Annotated in this window: 12 protein-coding genes and 2 riboswitches; of the genes, 6 read left to right on the forward strand and 6 right to left on the reverse strand. The window is 69.7% G+C overall.

Annotated elements, in window-relative coordinates; translation table 11 throughout:
* Positions 1-1,866: a gamma-glutamyltransferase family protein gene (locus Q0741_RS19350; protein ID WP_298234829.1), complete on the reverse strand. Its 1,866-nt coding sequence runs from the start codon at positions 1,864-1,866 to the stop codon at positions 1-3.
* Between the two features lie 74 nt (positions 1,867-1,940).
* Here Q0741_RS19350 and Q0741_RS19355 point away from each other — a divergent pair, with 74 nt between their 5' ends.
* Positions 1,941-3,353, forward strand: coding sequence for a phosphatidylserine/phosphatidylglycerophosphate/cardiolipin synthase family protein (locus Q0741_RS19355; RefSeq protein ID WP_298234830.1), 1,413 nt, complete (start codon positions 1,941-1,943; stop codon positions 3,351-3,353).
* Positions 3,354-3,416: 63 nt separating this feature from the next.
* Here the strand turns inward: Q0741_RS19355 and Q0741_RS19360 are convergent, their stop codons facing one another.
* Both Q0741_RS19360 and Q0741_RS19365 read right to left on the reverse strand, forming a co-directional pair.
* Entirely contained in the window at positions 3,417-4,055 is a 639-nt protein-coding gene (locus Q0741_RS19360) for a 3-oxoacid CoA-transferase subunit B (protein WP_298234831.1), read from the reverse strand.
* 12 nt (positions 4,056-4,067) lie between these two features.
* A complete protein-coding gene (locus Q0741_RS19365) occupies positions 4,068-4,769 on the reverse strand; it encodes a CoA transferase subunit A (RefSeq protein WP_298234832.1) in 702 nt (233 codons plus the stop codon).
* Between the two features lie 98 nt (positions 4,770-4,867).
* On the opposite strand from Q0741_RS19365, the gene Q0741_RS19370 reads away from it, so the two are divergent.
* Positions 4,868-5,455 carry a LuxR C-terminal-related transcriptional regulator gene (locus tag Q0741_RS19370; protein WP_298234833.1) on the forward strand — a complete coding sequence of 196 codons (588 nt, stop codon included), beginning with the start codon at positions 4,868-4,870 and terminating at the stop codon, positions 5,453-5,455.
* A 51-nt stretch (positions 5,456-5,506) separates the two neighbouring features.
* On the opposite strand, the gene Q0741_RS19375 is transcribed toward Q0741_RS19370, so the two are convergent.
* The 3 genes from Q0741_RS19375 to Q0741_RS19385 are packed head-to-tail and all read right to left on the reverse strand — an operon-like array spanning position 5,507 to position 7,380.
* On the reverse strand, positions 5,507-5,926 hold the full coding sequence (locus Q0741_RS19375; RefSeq protein ID WP_298234834.1) for a thioesterase family protein: 420 nt from the start codon (positions 5,924-5,926) through the stop codon (positions 5,507-5,509).
* 15 nt (positions 5,927-5,941) lie between these two features.
* Positions 5,942-6,595, reverse strand: coding sequence for a YceH family protein (locus Q0741_RS19380; protein ID WP_298234835.1), 654 nt, complete (start codon positions 6,593-6,595; stop codon positions 5,942-5,944).
* On the reverse strand, positions 6,595-7,380 hold the full coding sequence (locus Q0741_RS19385; protein ID WP_298234836.1) for an SDR family oxidoreductase: 786 nt from the start codon (positions 7,378-7,380) through the stop codon (positions 6,595-6,597). Before Q0741_RS19385 ends, Q0741_RS19380 begins: the two co-directional genes overlap by 1 nt.
* A 170-nt stretch (positions 7,381-7,550) precedes the next feature.
* Here Q0741_RS19385 and Q0741_RS19390 point away from each other — a divergent pair, with 170 nt between their 5' ends.
* The 4 genes from Q0741_RS19390 (at position 7,551) to gcvP (ending at position 14,309) form a co-directional block, all read left to right on the forward strand.
* On the forward strand, positions 7,551-9,236 hold the full coding sequence (locus tag Q0741_RS19390) for an electron transfer flavoprotein-ubiquinone oxidoreductase (protein ID WP_298234837.1): 1,686 nt from the start codon (positions 7,551-7,553) through the stop codon (positions 9,234-9,236).
* A 127-nt stretch (positions 9,237-9,363) separates the two neighbouring features.
* A riboswitch (glycine riboswitch) is annotated at positions 9,364-9,458 on the forward strand.
* A 9-nt stretch (positions 9,459-9,467) separates the two neighbouring features.
* Positions 9,468-9,595: riboswitch (glycine riboswitch) on the forward strand.
* Between the two features lie 44 nt (positions 9,596-9,639).
* The gene (gcvT, locus tag Q0741_RS19395; protein ID WP_298234838.1) at positions 9,640-10,794 is read left to right on the forward strand and encodes a glycine cleavage system aminomethyltransferase GcvT; all 1,155 of its coding nucleotides are present in this window, start codon (positions 9,640-9,642) and stop codon (positions 10,792-10,794) included.
* Positions 10,795-10,907: 113 nt separating this feature from the next.
* Complete coding sequence (gene gcvH / locus Q0741_RS19400) at positions 10,908-11,285, forward strand: glycine cleavage system protein GcvH (RefSeq protein ID WP_028997490.1); 378 nt, start codon at positions 10,908-10,910, stop codon at positions 11,283-11,285.
* 135 nt (positions 11,286-11,420) lie between these two features.
* The gene (gcvP, locus tag Q0741_RS19405) at positions 11,421-14,309 is read left to right on the forward strand and encodes an aminomethyl-transferring glycine dehydrogenase (protein WP_298234839.1); all 2,889 of its coding nucleotides are present in this window, start codon (positions 11,421-11,423) and stop codon (positions 14,307-14,309) included.
* Positions 14,310-14,318 lie beyond the last annotated feature (9 nt).

Here is a 14,318-nt window from a genome sequence, read left to right on the forward strand (position 1 = left end):
TCACTCTCCCACCACCACCCCTTCGCGCCGCGGATCGGCCGCGCCCATCCAGCCGCGCGGCGTGCGCAGCAGCGCCTGGATGCCGCTGTCCAGTGCCGCTTCGTTGACCTCATGCCCGCGCTCGCGCAGCGTCTGCAGCGTGGCGGGCGGGAAGCGGCCCCGCTCCAGCAGCGTGGGGCCGTTCATGCTGGCGAAGTTGGGCAGGTCCACGGCCGGCTGGGGCGCCAAGCCCGCGCCCAGCGTGAAGAACAGCGTCTTGGCCGTGTAGTGGATGATCCCGGCCCCGCCGGGCGCGCCCAGCGTCATCAGCAGCGCACCGTCACGCGCGTCGAAGACCAGCGTGGGGCTCATGCTGGAACGCGGGCGTTTGCCCGGCTGCACGCGGTTGGCTACCGGATGGCCCTGGGCGTCGCTGGGCACGAACGAGAAATCGGTGAGCTGGTTGTTGAGCATGAAGCCGCCGGGCAGCCCGGAGCCACCGTCCGACATCAGCCGCGAGCCCCAGACGGCCTCGATGGTGGTGGTCATGGCCACCGCCCGGCCCTGCGCATCCACGATGCTGACGTGGCTGGTACCGAACTCCGACTGCTCGGCCATCGGCGCTTGCGCCTGGGGCAGCGGCCCGGGGTTGCCGGGCTTGGCGGTCCTCATGCTCTGCGGCCCGACCAGCGCGGCACGGCGCGCCAGGTAGGCCGGATCGAGCAGCGAGCGCCAGTCGTTGCCCGGCGCGGGCACGTAGTCCGGATCGCCCACGTAGGCGGCGCGGTCCGCGAAGGCCAGCCGCGCCGCCTCGGTGTAGGCGTGCAGCCAGTTCGGCGTCGGCAGCCCCTGCCGCAGCGGCTCGCCGGCTCGGGGCAGCCGCTCCAGCACGCCCAGGGTCTGCATCAGCGCCAGGTGCCCCGAGGACGGCGGCGGGAAGCCGCAGACCTTGAACTTCACTTTCCACGGTGTGCAGATCGGCTCACGCTCCTTGGGTAGGTAGCCGTCCAGGTCGGCCAACGTCAGGTGGCCGGGATTGCCGGAATGGCCCTGCACGCGGGCCACGATGTCCGCGGCCACCGGCCCCTCGTAGAACGCGGCGGCGCCGTCGCGCCCGATGGCGCGCAGCACCTGCGCCAACGCGGGGTTGCGCAGTGGATGCCCCACCGGCCAGGGCTCGCCGTCGGGGCCGAGCCAGTAGGCGGCGGACTGCGGGCGGGTCGCCAACGTTGCTTTCTCCTGCAGCAACTGGCGGTGCAGGTATGGCGAGACGCTGAACCCCTCTTCGGCCAGCCGGATGGCCGGCTCGAACAGGCGCGCCCAGGGCAGCCGGCCATGCTGCCGATGCGCCGCCTCCAGCATGGCCACGACGCCGGGCACGCCCACCGAGCGGCCACCCACCACTGCCTGTGCAAAGGGCATGGGCGTGCCGTCCGGGCGCAGGAACAGGTTCTCCGTCACCGCGCCGGGCGCCATCTCGCGCCCGTCGAAAGCCTGCACCTTCGTCCCGTCCCAGCTCAGCAGGAAGGCACCGCCACCGATGCCGCTGGCCTGCGGCTCCACCAGCGTCAGCACCATCTGCACCGCCACGGCGGCGTCCACGGCCGAGCCACCCTCGCGCAGCATCTGCAGCCCCGCCTGTGCCGCCAGCGGGTGCGCGGCGGCCACGGCCATGCGGCCGAACACGGGACCGGACGAAGCCGGAAGCCCAAATGCGCCACCCTTGAGTCCGAACGGGAGCGCTGAGCAGCCCGCCAGGGCCACGCCAACCAGGCCCGACAGCAGCACCCGGCGCCACACCTCCAGGCGGCTGAGGCTGGACTTCGACGCAAAGACGGCGGGTGCGCAGGCCATGGCGGCCATCCCCTTGACGCAGGGCCTTGGCATGTTCTTCTCCTTGTTCGCGCATACCGCTTGCCTGACACGGGCATGCAACAGCCGCCCGCAGCAAGGACCCTGCCATGAGCACGACGCCATGGTGCCAGCGGCTGCTGTGTCTGTTGCTCTGCCTGTGGCTGGCCGGGTGCGGCGGGCTGCCGAGCATCGTGCCGGACATGGCGGTGCAGCGCCGGCCGGTGCAGATCGAGGGCGCGCGCGGGCCGCTGACGGCGGCGCAGAGCAAGGCGATCCTGGAGCGGCTGCAGGCGCGCGGCACGCCCACCGACGTGCTGGACCGCCATCTCGCGCTGGAGGAGGCACTGGTAGGCTCGCCGCTGGTGGCGGGCAACCGCGCGCAGCTGCTTCAAAACGGCCCGGCCACCTACGAGGCCATGTTCAGCGCCATCCGCGCGGCGCGCGACCACGTCAACGTGGAGTTCTACATCCTGGAGGACGACGAGGTCGGGCAGCGCTTCCGCGAACTGCTGCTGGAACGCCAGCGCGCGGGCGCGCAGGTCAACCTGCTCTACGACAGCGTGGGCAGCTTGCGCACGCCCAAGAGCTTCTTCGACCCACTGCGCGAGGCCGGCGCACGGGTGCTGGAGTTCAACCCGGTCAACCCGCTCAAGGTGCGCCGCGGCTGGAACGTCAACCAGCGCGACCACCGGAAGCTCGTGGTGGTGGACGGGCGCGTCGCCTTCCTCGGTGGCATCAACATCAGCAGCGTGTACTCGGGCGGCTCGCTCTCAGGCTCGCGCGGGCGCTCGGTGACCGAGCAGCAGCAGCGCCAGCGCGAGCGGGGCGCCCTGCCCTGGCGCGACACGCAGGTGCAGATCGAAGGCCCGGCGGTGGCCGAATTCCAGCGGCTGTTCATGCAGACCTGGAGCGCGCAGCACGGCCCCGAGCTGCCCGCGCGCGACTACTTCCCGACGCTGCAGCCGCAGGGCCGCGAAGTGGTACGCGCCATCGGCAGCAGCCCCGACGAGCCCTACAGCTTCATCTACGCCACGCTGATCTCGGCGCTGCGCAGCGCGGAAACCGAGATCCTCATCACCACCGCCTACTTCGTACCCGATCCTCAGTTGCTCGAAACCTTGCAGGAGGCTGCCGGGCGCGGGGTGAAGGTGAAGATGCTGCTGCCCAGCCGCAGCGACAGCGCCTTCGTGCTGGCCGCCGGGCGCGCCTACTACCAGGCACTGCTCGATGCCGGCGTGGAGCTCTACGAGCGCCATGAGGCGCTGCTGCACGCCAAGACCGCGGTGATCGACGGCGTGTGGTCCACCGTGGGCTCCACCAACCTGGACTGGCGCAGCTTCCTGCACAACCAGGAGCTCAACGCCGTGGTGCTGGGGCCGGGGTTCGGCGCGCGCATGCGCGAGGTATTCAACGCCGACCTGGCGGCCTCGCGGCGCATCGAGCCGGCCGAATGGGCGAGTCGGTCCTGGAAGCAGCGACTGGCGGAGCAGGCGGCGCGGCTGTGGGCGTGGTGGCTGTGACTGGCGGCGCCGCCATGGAAAAAGCCGCCCGTGGGCGGCTCCTTCATCGGTGCGACGGTAGCGTCAGAGCAGCGTCACGCCGGTGCGTTCCTGCACGTACTCGCGCGTGACCTCGGGCGCGAGCTCGACCAGCTTCAGGCCCTCGGGGGTGACGTCCATCACCGCCAGGTCGGTGATGATGCGGTGCACCACGCCCACGCCCGTCAGTGGCAGCGTGCACTTGGGCAGGATCTTGAGGTCCGTCGTACCGTCCTTCTTGCGGGCCACGTGCTCCATGACCACGATCACGCGCGGCACGCCGGCCACCAGGTCCATGGCGCCGCCCATGCCCTTGACCATCTTGCCGGGGATCATCCAGTTGGCCAGGTCGCCCTTCTCGCTGACCTGCATCGCGCCCAGGATGCTCAGGTTGATCTTGCCGCCGCGGATCATCGCGAAGCTCTCGTGCGAGCCGAAGATGCTGGAGCCGGGAATGGTGGTGACGGTTTGCTTGCCGGCGTTGATGAGGTCGGCGTCCACCTCGTCCTCGGTCGGGAACGGGCCGATGCCCAGCATGCCGTTCTCGCTCTGCAGCCACACCTCGATGCCGGCGGGCACGTGGTTGGCGACCAGCGTCGGGATGCCGATGCCGAGGTTCACGTAGAAGCCGTCCTGCAGCTCGGTCGCGGCCTTGGCGGCCATCTGGTCTTGGGTCCAGGGCATGTTGCTTCTCCTTCAGGCGGCCGGACGGGTGGTGCGCTTCTCGATGCGCTTCTCGGGATGCGGATTGAGCACCAGGCGCTGCACGTAGATGCCCGGCAGGTGCACGGCGTCCGGATCGATCTCGCCGACCTCGACGATCTGCTCCACTTCCACCACGGTGATCTTGCCGGCCATGGCCACGGCCGGGTTGAAGTTGCGCGCGGTGCGGCGGAACACCAGGTTGCCGCTCTTGTCGGCCTTCCAGGCCTTGACCAGCGACACCTCGGGGTTGAGCGCGCGTTCCATGATGTAGGTATGGCCGTCGAATTCGCGCGTTTCCTTGCCCTCCGCCACCAGCGTGCCCACGCCGGTGCGGGTGAAGAAAGCCGGAATGCCGGCGCCGCCGGCACGCAGTTTCTCGGCCAGGGTGCCTTGCGGCGTGAATTCCAGCTCCAGCTCCCCGGCGAGGTACTGGCGCTCGAACTCCTTGTTCTCGCCCACGTAGCTGGAAATCATCTTCTTGATCTGGCGGGTTTCCAGCAGCTGGCCCAGGCCGAAACCGTCCACGCCGGCATTGTTGGAAATGACCGTGAGATTCTTGACGCCGCTGTCGCGCAGCGCGGCGATCAGCGCTTCGGGAATGCCGCACAGGCCAAAGCCACCGACGGCCAGCAGCTGGCCGTCTCTGACGATGCCCTTCAGCGCTTCTGCGGCGCTCGGGTAGAGCTTGTTCATCCGGGGTCTCCTACTTGGAACGGATCGCAATGTACTACTTAACGCATTAAGTAGTTGTTAAGTAGAATTGCCTAAAGCCGATTACGGAGTCATAACAAATGCAATTGCCGCTGCCGAATGCGCCTGAATTGGCGCCGCTGGACTACCGCACCGCTTTCGACTTGGCGCCCATCGGGTTGGTGATTTCCCGCAATCGGCAGATGCTGGATTGCAACCGCCACATGTTGACCATGTTCGGAGCAGAGCGGGAAGACCTCGTAGGCCGCTCTTTCGAATTGCTGTACCCGAGCGTGGAGGAATTCGAGCGCACCGGCCAGCGCATCGTGGCCAGCCTGGACCAGCAGGGCTGGTACGCCGATGAGCGGGTGATGAGGCGCGTGGGCGGGCCGCAGCGCGGCGAGTTGTTCTGGTGCCACGTCTCGGGCCGGGCGCTGGACCCGGCGCAGCCGCATGCGGCGGGCATCTGGAGCTTCGAAGACCTCTCCCCGCGCCGCCGCCTGGGTTGCGAGCTCACGGCGCGCGAGCGCGAGATCGCCGCGCTGCTCATCGAGGGCCTGACCAGCAAGCTCATCGGCCGCAAGCTCAACATCAGCCCGCGCACGGTGGACGTGTACCGCGCGCGGCTGATGCGCAAGTACGGCGCCTCGACCACGCCCGAGCTGGTGCACAAGCTGCTGAGCGCGTGAGCCCAATTCCGCGCGGCCTGAGCCCGATGAAGGGTTCAGGCCGAACGGGCGTCAGGCCATCAGTGCCCTGAGCCAGTCCGGCAGCGGCACGGAGCGCTTGGTGGCCGGGTCGGCCCACACCACCTTGGCGCCGCCGCTGGCGGCGATCTCGCCGGGACGGTCCACGCGCTCCAGCGTGGTGTAGGTTTCGAAGCTGGTGCGGCCCGGGTTGCCCACGTACAGCCGGGCCAGCAGCTCCCCGGGGTACTCCAGCTGCCGCAGGAAATTGCAGAAGGCGTTCACGACCACCGGGCCGCTGCCGCCGGGGGCGGGCGCCACGTTGTGCGACTGCAGCCACTCCACGCGGACGATCTCCAGGTAGCGGAAGTACACGGTGTTGTTGACATGGCCCAGGGCGTCCATGTCGCCCCAGCGGATCGGGATCCGCATCTCGAAGACGGGCTGCTTGAGTTCGGGCAGGTCGAAGCGCATCGGCAGAACGCGGAATCAGGACTCGGACTTGAGCGGCGCTTCCACGCCCAGCTCCTGGGCCAGGCGCAGCACCAGTGCGCGCAGCTCGGCCACTTCGGCGCGCAGCGCGGCGATCTCGTCGGCACGCGCCGGCTTCGGCGCTGCCAGTTCCTCGGCGCTGGCCACGGGCAGCGAAGGTGCGCCGGTGAGCAGCTGCGCCCAGCGTGCCTCGCGAGCCCCCGGGGCGCGCGCCAGCCGCACCACGCGCGGCGGCTCCTTCTCGGCCAGCTCCTCCAGGAAGCCCTCCACCGAGGAGGTGTCGGCAAAGCGGTGCAGCCGCTCGCTGTTGGCACGCAGCTCGGCGGCGGTCTGCGGGCCGCGCAGTAGCAGCGTGGTCAGCAGCGCCGCAGCCGCGCCGGGCACGCCCAGGCCGCGCGGGGCGTTGTGGTCGTAGCGCGTCACGCGCATGCCGCTGACCTCGTTGACCAGCGACAGCTCGCGCAGCCCTTCCAGCGCCTCCAGCACGTCGGCCTCGGACAGGCTCATCACCGGGTCGCGCGCGGTCTTCTGGTTGCAGCCTGAAACCAGCGCGTTGAGCGAGAGCGGATAGGTATCGGGCACCGTGGCCTGCTTCTCCACCAGCACCGCCAGCACACGCCCCTCGGCGGGCGTCAATTCACGCGTCGCCATCACCACACACCAAAGCCGTCGTCCGCCGCGATCACGGCGCCATTGATGAAGTGGCTCTCGTTGGCGCAGAGCATCATGAGCACGGAGTCCAGGTCCTGCGGGCGGCCGATGCGCTTGCGCGGCGTCATCTTCACCAGGTTCTGCGCGCTGGTGCGGGTCCACTCGTGGTGGTTCTCTTCGGTGTCGATGTAGCCCGGGCAGATGGCGTTGACGTTGATGCCGTAACCGCCCCACTCCAGCGCCATGGCGCGCGTCATGTAGAGCAGTGCCGCCTTGCTCATGCCGTAGGCGCCGGACTCGGCCTGGACGCGCTGCGCGGCCATGGCGGCGATGTTGACGATGCGCCCCCCGGTGAAGGTGCCGGGCATGGCGCCCTGCGAGCGGCCGATCATGCGCTTGGCCACCTCCTGCGCCACGAAGAAGGCCCCGCGCAGGTTGCACTTCATGACGTAGTCGTAGTCCTCGGGCGTGACCTCCAGCAGCTTCTGCTGGGCGTTGACGCCGGCGTTGTTGACGAGGATGTCGATGGCGCCCATCTCCGTCTCGGCGTGCGCCACGGCGGCACGGATGCTGTCGGGGTCGGTCACGTCCAGTCCGACCACGTGCGCGTCGCCGCCGGCAGCCTCGATCTCGGCGCGCAGCGTCTTGAGCTTTTCCACGCGGCGCGCGGAGAGCACCACGCCCGCGCCGGCACGCGCCAACACGCGCGCGAACTGGGCGCCCAGACCACCTGAAGCGCCTGTAACAAGGGCCACACGGCCCGAAAGGTCAATCTCGTAACTCATGAGGCGGCAGCCTTCTCGTTTGCTGGCAAGGAGGCCGGCCAAGATAGCACGCCCACGAGAGCATCCTGGAACGGCTTCGGCCCCCGGCACGCTGCGGCTTCTGCGTATCTGGCACCCCGGGTGTGGCGCACTAAGATGACGCGCTTTGCCACCCACAACACCTTAATTCGATGACCCCGCAGCAACTGCTTGAACAGTATGGCCCGCGCGAGTCCATGGACTACGACGTGGTGATCGTCGGCGCCGGCCCCGCAGGCTTGGCCACGGCCATCCGGCTCAAGCAGCTCGCCGCTGCGGCGGACCGCGAGGTGTCGGTGGTGGTGCTGGAAAAAGGTTCCGAGCCCGGCGCGCACATCCTCTCCGGCGCGATCATGGACCCCATCGCGCTTGCCGAGCTGTTCCCGGACTGGAAGGAAAAAGGCGCCCCGCTCAAGCAGCCGGTCACCGAGGACGAATTCCTGTTCCTGTCTGAGACCGGCTTCAAGACCACCCCGCACGGGCTGCTGCCCGACTGTTTCAAGAACCACGGCAACTACATCGTCAGCTTGGGCGAGGTGGTGCGCTGGCTCGCGGAACAGGCCGAGGCGCTGGGCGTGGAGATCTTCCCCGGCTTTGCCGCCGCGGAAGTGCTCTACGCCGAGGACGGCTCGGTGCGCGGCATCGCCACGGGCAACTTGGGGCTGGGCAAGGACGGCGAGCCCACCGAGAATTTCCAGCTCGGCATGGAGCTAACGGCCAAGTACACGGTGTTCGCCGAGGGCTCGCGCGGCCACCTGGGCAAGCAGCTCATCGAGCGCTTCAGCCTGGATGGGGGCAAGGCTCCGCAGAGCTACGGCATCGGGCTGAAGGAGCTGTGGGAGGTGCCTCCCACGAACCACAAGCCCGGGCTGGTGGTGCACACCGCAGGCTGGCCGCTGGAGCCCGACACCTACGGCGGCTCGTTCATCTATCACGCGGCGGACAACAAAATCGCCATCGGCTTCGTGGTCGGGCTGGACTACCAGAACCCCTGGCTGTCGCCTTTCGAGGAGTTCCAGCGCTTCAAGACGCACCCGGCCGTGCGCCAGCACCTGGAGGGCGGGCGGCGCATCAGCTACGGCGCACGCGCCATCACGGCCGGCGGGCTGCTGAGCCTGCCCAAGACGGTGTTCCCCGGCGGCGCGCTGGTGGGCTGCGACGCCGGGTATCTGAACGCCAGCCGCATCAAGGGCAGCCACGCCGCGATCAAGAGCGGGATGCTGTGTGCCGAGGCCGCATTCGAAGCGCTGCAAGCCGGGCGCAGCGGCGACGAGCTCGCGGCCTATCCGGAAGGCTTCGAGAAGAGCTGGCTGTTCGCCGAGCTGCAGCAGGCCAAGAACTTCAAGCAGTGGTTCAAGAAGGGCCGTTCCACGGCCACGCTCATGACCGGCATCGAGCAGTGGCTGCTGCCGCGGCTGGGCATGAAAAACCCGCCGTGGACCGTGGAGCGCAAGCTGCCCGACCACGTCAACCTGCGCCCGGCCTCGGAGTTCCCGCGCATCGACTACCCCAAGCCCGACGGCGTGCTGAGCTTCGACCGGCTGTCCTCGGTGTTCATCAGCAACACCAACCACGAGGAGAACCAGCCGGCGCACCTCACGCTCAAGGACCCGACCGTGCCGGTGCGCATCAACCTGGCCAAGTTCGCCGGGCCGGAGAGCCGCTACTGCCCCGCGGGCGTGTACGAGTTCGTGCCGGCCGAGGGCGGCGGCGAGCGACTGCAGATCAACGCGCAGAACTGCGTGCACTGCAAGACCTGCGACATCAAGGACCCGACGCAGAACATCGTCTGGGTCACGCCCGAGGGCGGCGGCGGACCGAACTACGCCGGCATGTGAGCTCGGCGCCGACGGCCGTCGGCCAACGGCTTCCGTACGGAAGGACTTGCCCCGCAGCGACGGCTGCTGTTGCTTTTGCGACATCCCGGGTGGGACCGGGCTGAAGCCCGGGGCGCGGCTGTTACACTGCCGCCCGCCAGGAGAGAGCCCCTTGAACGTGGGGCCGCCGAAGGCGCAGGGGCCCGGCTCCGAACGCTCAGGCAAAAGGACTGGCAAGCGTCCTTCCAAGGACGTCACCTCACTGGAGAGAGACTGCGCCCGTCACGGGTTTTGCAGTCCACCGAAGGGGCAAGCGCAGTGGCATCCTCAAGTCAGGGGCCCTCGCCAATCTCTCAGGTAAAGCGGACAGCGGGGGCACACAGCCCACCTTCACCGGTGGCCGCCCGCCCTTGGGAGACCTGCCATGACCGCTCCGACCGCCTCCTCGCCCGCCGACGCCTCATCCACCCCTGCCCTGCAGCGCACGCCGCTGCACGCGCTGCACCTGGAATTGGGCGCGCGCATGGTGCCCTTCGCCGGCTACGAAATGCCGGTGAGCTACCCCGGTGGCATCCTGGCTGAGCACCGACACTGCCGCGAGGCGGCGGCCCTCTTCGACGTTTCGCACATGGGCCAGGTGCGCCTGGTGGGCCAGGACGCGGCGCTGGCGCTGGAGTCGCTGGTGCCGGTGGACGTGGCGGACCTGCCCGTGGGCAAGCAGCGCTACGGCTTCTTCACCAATACCGCCGGCGGCATCCTGGACGACCTGATGGTCGCGCGCCGTCCGGACGACCTGTTCATGGTCGTCAACGCCAGCCGCAAGGATCACGACCTGCAGCTGCTGCGTACCCAGATCGGCCACCGCTGCCAAGTGATCTCCATGCCCGAGCGCGCGCTGCTGGCGCTGCAGGGCCCGCTGGCGGTGCAGGCGCTGGCGCAACTGGACGCCGGTGTGGCGGCACTGACCTTCATGGGCACCGGCACCTTCACGCTGGCCGGCGCCGAGTGCTTCGTGAGCCGCAGCGGCTACACCGGCGAGGACGGTTTCGAGATCTCCGTGCCGGCCGAGGCCGCCGAGGCCCTGGCCAAGGCGCTGCTGGCGTTGCCCGAAGTGAAGCCCGCCGGCCTGGGCGCGCGCGACACGCTGCGCCTGGAAGCGGGCCTGTGCCTCTACGGCCACGACATCGACGAGGACACCACGCCCGTGGAAGCGGCGCTGACCTGGGCCATCCAGAAGGTGCGCCGTCCGGGCGGCGCGCGTGCCGGCGGCTACCCGGGCAGCGCGGCCATCGAGGCCCAGCTGGCCAACGGCGCGCCGCGCAAGCGCGTGGGCCTGCTCGGCCTGGAACGCGCCCCGGTGCGCGAGGGCGCGCCGGTGCTGGACGCGCAGGGCCAGCGCGTGGGCAAGGTCACCAGCGGCACGATGTCGCCGCAGCTCGCCAAGCCCATCGCCATGGGCTACGTGGACACGGCGCATGCCGTGCCGGGCGCGGACCTCAGCGCCGAAGTGCGCCTGAAGCCGCAGCCCATGCGCGTGGTGGCCATGCCCTTCACGCCCCACCGCTACCACCGCGGCTGACGATTGCCGCGCGGCGCCGGCCGCGGCACCCGCCGCTGGCGCCCGTCCCGCAACATCCTCTTCGTTTCTCAACCCGGCGCCCGCAGCGCGCCGTCCGCCCAGGAGACCTGCCCATGACCACCAAGTACACGCCCGAACACGAGTGGATCAACATCGAGGACCACGACGCCGCCGTGGTCGGGATCACGCAGCACGCGCAGGACGCGCTGGGCGACGTGGTGTTCGTCGATCTGCCCGAGGTCGGCAAGACCTACGCCAAGGGCGAGGTGGCAGGCGTGGTGGAGTCCGTCAAGGCCGCCGCCGACATCTACATGCCCGTCAGCGGCGAGGTGGTGGAGGTCAACGAGGCGCTGCGCGACCAGCCCGACCTGGCCAACTCCGACCCGATGGGCGAAGGCTGGTTCTTCAAGGTGCGCATCACCAACATGGCCGAGTTCGACGAGCTCATGGACGGCCCAGCCTACGACGTGCTGCTGAAGTCCGAATCCTGATCCCTCCCGGCACGGGCCGCGAGCGCCCGTGCCGCCGGCGCGGCAAGTCGATTGCCGCGCCCCTCTCAAGTCCTCCAAGTCTCCGGCAGGCGCTCCTGGCCTGCGCCGCACACCCTCTCTTGCCGCCTCCTCACCATGCCTGAATCCTTCCCGTCGCTGGCCGAACTCGAAAACAGGTCCGAATTCGTTTCCCGCCACATCGGCCCGGAGCCGCATGAACAGGCGCAGATGCTGTCGGCCATCGGCGCCGCCTCGCGCCGCGCGCTGGTGGAAGCGGTGATGCCGCGCAACATCGCGCGCGGCAAGCCGATGGCGCTGCCCGCGCCGGCCACCGAGGCCCAGGCGCTGCTGGAACTGCGCGAAATCGCCTTGCGCAACCGCGTGCTGAAAAGCTTCATCGGCCAGGGCTACCACGGCACGCTGACCCCGACAGTCATCCTGCGCAACGTGCTGGAGAACCCCGCCTGGTACACCGCCTACACGCCCTACCAGGCCGAGATTTCGCAGGGCCGCATGGAGGCGCTGCTGAATTTCCAGACCATGCTCACGGACCTCACGGGCATGGACATCGCGAATGCGTCCATGCTCGATGAGGCCACTGCCGCCGCCGAGGCCATGACCCTGGCCATGCGCGTGGGCAAGAGCAAGAGCACGCGCTGCTTCGTCGCCGACGACGTGCTGCCGCAGACGCTGCAGGTGATGCGCACCCGCGCGCGGCCGCTGGGCATCGAGATCGTCATCGGCCCGGCCGAGTCCGCCGGCGAGCACGACTGCTTCGCCGCGCTGTTCCAGTACCCGGGCGTCACCGGCCGCGTGCGCGACCTGAAACCGCTGGCCGATGCCGTGCACGCGCGGGGCGGCCAGGTGATCGTCGCCGCCGACCTGCTGGCGCTGACGCTGCTGAAGGCGCCGGGCGAGCTGGGCGCGGACATCGCCGTGGGCAGCACGCAGCGCTTCGGCATGCCCATGGGCTGCGGCGGCCCGCACGCCGCCTACATGGCCACCCGCGACGCGGCCAAGCGCTCCATGCCCGGCCGACTGGTGGGCGTGAGCGTGGACTCGCAGGGCGCGCCGGCGCTGCGCCTGGCGCTGCAGACGCGCGAGCAGCACATCCGCCGCGAGAAAGCCACTTCCAACATTTGCACCGCGCAGGTGCTGCCGGCGGTGGTGGCGAGCATGTACGCCGTCTACCACGGCCCCGAGGGCCTCAAGCGCATCGCCCGCCGCGTGGCGGCGTACACCGCGATCCTGGCCGCCGGCCTGAAGCAGCTGGGCTGGACGCTGGCGCACGAGGAAGCCTTCGACACGCTGCACGTGCTCACCGGCGAGCGCACCGCCGGCCTGCTGGCCGCCGCGGAAGCCGCCGGCATGAACCTGCGCCGCGCCGACGCCGACTCGCTGGGCATCACGCTGGACGAAACCACCACGCGCGAGGAGCTGCAGGCGCTGTGGAAGGTGTTCGCCGGCGAGCAGGCCGTGCCGACCTTCACCGACCTGGAGCGCAGCGCCCCGCTGCTGCCCGCGGCGCTGGCGCGCGAGAGCGCCTTCCTGACGCACCCGGTGTTCAACACCCACCACAGCGAGACCGAGATGCTGCGCTACCTGCGTGGCCTGTCGGACAAGGATCTGGCGCTGGACCGCACGATGATCCCGCTGGGTTCCTGCACCATGAAGCTCAACGCCACCAGCGAGATGATCCCCATCACCTGGCCGGGCTTCGCGCATGTGCACCCCTTCGCACCGGCGGACCAGCTGGAGGGCTATCGGCTGCTGGACGAGCAACTGCGCGCCTGGCTGTGCCAAGCCACGGGCTACGCCGGCATCAGCCTGCAGCCCAATGCCGGCTCGCAGGGCGAGTACGCCGGCCTGCTGGCGATCCAGGCCTGGCATGCCTCGCGCGGCCAGGGCCACCGCGACGTGTGCCTGATCCCCGAGTCCGCCCACGGCACCAACCCGGCCAGCGCCGGTATGGCGAACCTGAAGGTGGTGGTGGTGAAGTGCGACGCCATGGGCAACGTGGACCTGGCGGACCTGCGCGCCAAGTGCGAGCAGCACTCGGCCAAGCTGGCCGCGATCATGATCACCTACCCCTCCACCTACGGCGTGTTCGATCCGCACGTGAAGGAGCTGTGCGCCCTGGTGCACGAGCACGGCGGCCGGGTGTACGTGGACGGCGCCAACATGAACGCGCTGGTGGGCCTGGCGGCGCCGGGCGAGTTCGGCGGCGACGTGAGCCACCTGAACCTTCACAAAACCTTCTGCATTCCGCACGGCGGCGGCGGCCCCGGCGTCGGCCCGGTGTGCGTGGTGGAGGACCTGGTGCCCTTCCTGCCCGGCCGGCCGGGCGGCGCGGAAACGCAGGGCGGCGTGGGCCCGGTGTCGGCCGCGCCGCTGGGCAACGCGGCGGTGCTGCCCATCAGCTGGATGTACATCCGCATGATGGGCACCGACGGCCTCACGGCCGCCACCGAGACGGCGATCCTGTCGGCCAACTACGTGGCGGCACGGCTGTCGGCGCACTACGACATCCACTTCAGCGGCGAGATCGAAGGCATCCAGGGCGGCGGCGTGGCGCACGAGTGCATCCTGGACCTGCGTCCGCTCAAGGACAGCTCCGGCGTGACGGCCGAGGACGTGGCCAAGCGGCTGATCGACTACGGCTTCCATGCGCCCACGCTGTCCTTCCCCGTGGCCGGCACGCTGATGGTGGAGCCCACCGAGAGCGAGCCGCTGGTGGAGCTGGACCGCTTCTGCGACGCGATGATCGCCATCCGCGAGGAGATCGCGCAGGTCGAGTCCGGCGCCTGGCCGCGCGAGGACAACCCGCTGAAGAACGCGCCGCACACGGCCGAGATGCTGCTCAAGTCCGAGTGGCCTCACGCCTACAGCCGCGAGCAGGCCGCCTATCCGGTGGCCGCGCTGCGGCGCCAGAAGTACTGGCCGCCGGTCGGGCGCGTGGACAACGTGCACGGCGACCGCAACCTGTTCTGCACCTGCCCGCCCACGGCGTCCTACGAGGACTGAAACGCCGCG

The organism is uncultured Azohydromonas sp. (assembly GCF_937926365.1).
GTDB lineage: Bacteria > Pseudomonadota > Gammaproteobacteria > Burkholderiales > Burkholderiaceae_C > Azohydromonas.

What these genes read in the sequence shown, in the direction of transcription:
- Q0741_RS19350 (WP_298234829.1), bottom strand. Translation starts at nt 1,866, where the DNA reads ATGCCAAGGCCCTGCGTCAAGGGGATGGCCGCCATGGCCTGCGCACCC.
- Q0741_RS19355 (WP_298234830.1), top strand. Translation starts at nt 1,941, where the DNA reads ATGAGCACGACGCCATGGTGCCAGCGGCTGCTGTGTCTGTTGCTCTGC.
- Q0741_RS19360 (WP_298234831.1), bottom strand. Translation starts at nt 4,055, where the DNA reads ATGCCCTGGACCCAAGACCAGATGGCCGCCAAGGCCGCGACCGAGCTG.
- Q0741_RS19365 (WP_298234832.1), bottom strand. Translation starts at nt 4,769, where the DNA reads ATGAACAAGCTCTACCCGAGCGCCGCAGAAGCGCTGAAGGGCATCGTC.
- Q0741_RS19370 (WP_298234833.1), top strand. Translation starts at nt 4,868, where the DNA reads ATGCAATTGCCGCTGCCGAATGCGCCTGAATTGGCGCCGCTGGACTAC.
- Q0741_RS19375 (WP_298234834.1), bottom strand. Translation starts at nt 5,926, where the DNA reads ATGCGCTTCGACCTGCCCGAACTCAAGCAGCCCGTCTTCGAGATGCGG.
- Q0741_RS19380 (WP_298234835.1), bottom strand. Translation starts at nt 6,595, where the DNA reads ATGGCGACGCGTGAATTGACGCCCGCCGAGGGGCGTGTGCTGGCGGTG.
- Q0741_RS19385 (WP_298234836.1), bottom strand. Translation starts at nt 7,380, where the DNA reads ATGAGTTACGAGATTGACCTTTCGGGCCGTGTGGCCCTTGTTACAGGC.
- Q0741_RS19390 (WP_298234837.1), top strand. Translation starts at nt 7,551, where the DNA reads ATGACCCCGCAGCAACTGCTTGAACAGTATGGCCCGCGCGAGTCCATG.
- gcvT (WP_298234838.1), top strand. Translation starts at nt 9,640, where the DNA reads ATGACCGCTCCGACCGCCTCCTCGCCCGCCGACGCCTCATCCACCCCT.
- gcvH (WP_028997490.1), top strand. Translation starts at nt 10,908, where the DNA reads ATGACCACCAAGTACACGCCCGAACACGAGTGGATCAACATCGAGGAC.
- gcvP (WP_298234839.1), top strand. Translation starts at nt 11,421, where the DNA reads ATGCCTGAATCCTTCCCGTCGCTGGCCGAACTCGAAAACAGGTCCGAA.